At 36.6% G+C, this 1,348-nt stretch carries 1 protein-coding gene; it reads left to right on the top strand.

The window, feature by feature from the left end; translation table 11 throughout:
• The first annotated feature begins 184 nt into the window (after nucleotides 1-184).
• On the top strand, nucleotides 185-700 hold the full coding sequence (locus tag EI162_RS14190) for a hypothetical protein (RefSeq protein ID WP_192524944.1): 516 nt from the start codon (nucleotides 185-187) through the stop codon (nucleotides 698-700).
• The last annotated feature ends 648 nt before the right edge of the window (nucleotides 701-1,348 follow it).

The raw sequence follows: 1,348 nt of genomic DNA, 5'->3' as shown, positions 1-1,348 counted from the left end.
CGAAGTGGATAGATTAAATTTTGAGTCGTTACTTCGCCCTTAGTCAGGGGGACGCCACCATCAAACAATAAAATAGAATAACTTAGAATTCAGATCGTTTTATGTTAAAGCATATCATAAGTTATTGAATGTTTGGATACGAGTTGCTATGGTTAGTAAAATATTGTTTACGAAGGAAAATGTGATGTCAGCTAATACTAATAAAGCGCCTACCTCTATTTTTGATGATCAAGGTGCCAATGATTTAAAAGAACGTCAACGGTTAGAAGAGTTACAACGCCAAGCTAAGGTTCAGAAGGTAAAGTTAGATAAACGCTTGAACAAACAAAAAATATTAATGGGTGCTTTCTTAGGTCAGATCTTAGCGGCTAAAGGCGATGATGAAAAAATGATTCAGGATTATTTTGCGATGAATTTTCCGGACTTTTTGACAAGGACATCTGATAAGCATTTATTTAAAAGTATGATTGAGAGTTTGGGCGGGGATATGAGTTTGGAGGAGGAGGTAGATCCGTTTGTGGCTAAAGCAAAGGAAAACAATCAAGAGGCTACTGATCAAAGTATCAGTGTTGAAAATAGTAAGGCTATAAACAATCAACAGCCGTCATTTAATACCGCTACTAATCATGGGGAACAGGATTCTCTATTAGACGATAATAGCTATTCTGCTTATGAGAATAATCAGGATTTGCGTGGGTGATAGGTGGTGCAGTTCAATACGAGCTCATCCCAGATTCTGTGTAAGTATTGATCGGGAGTAAATAGCGGTTACACAGAATCTGGGATAGGCTCTAGTGATTGCCTAGAGTTACTGACGCTTCCTATTCAAAAAATAATTTCCTAGTTATTGTTTAACTTATAACTATGGAGAACCAGTCATATATTTTCACTGGTTCGGTTCCCTAGTGAGGACTTGAACCTTTGGCTGTAGGCCAATGATAATAAGAGTTTGAACTATGGAAATAATTTCAGTGTACTTCATGGTGTACTTACCATACATATTCTATCTATGTTCGGTGCGCTATACAGGCATTAATCTGCTAGTATTGGACATGAACTTAATCACTATCAAACCCACAGCACAGGGTTATCGAGCTGTGTGATTAAAATCTCCCAAGTTAATTTCTATTAGATTAACTGCAGGGATCAGTATTTACATACAAAGCAATCCACTAATCATTAAAATAACTATAGCGAGTGAATATGACGGACGATACTAATTTACCTAGCCCAAGCTTGCAGACACTGCTTGAAAAAAGCCGTGTTGAAATGGTGCGAATGATACTAAAAAATGGCTCTGTTTTAATAGTGTGTTGATATAACTTATTGATAAATGATATAATGACTC

The sequence above is a fragment of the Psychrobacter sp. FME6 genome, from assembly GCF_014861365.1.
Classification (GTDB): domain Bacteria; phylum Pseudomonadota; class Gammaproteobacteria; order Pseudomonadales; family Moraxellaceae; genus Psychrobacter.
The sequence above is the reverse complement of the archived record's forward strand: the minus strand, read 5'-3'. Positions and strand labels throughout refer to the sequence as shown.

Coding starts and splice junctions, on each gene's coding strand:
- EI162_RS14190 (WP_192524944.1), top strand. CDS start 185: ATGTCAGCTAATACTAATAAAGCGCCTACCTCTATTTTTGATGATCAA.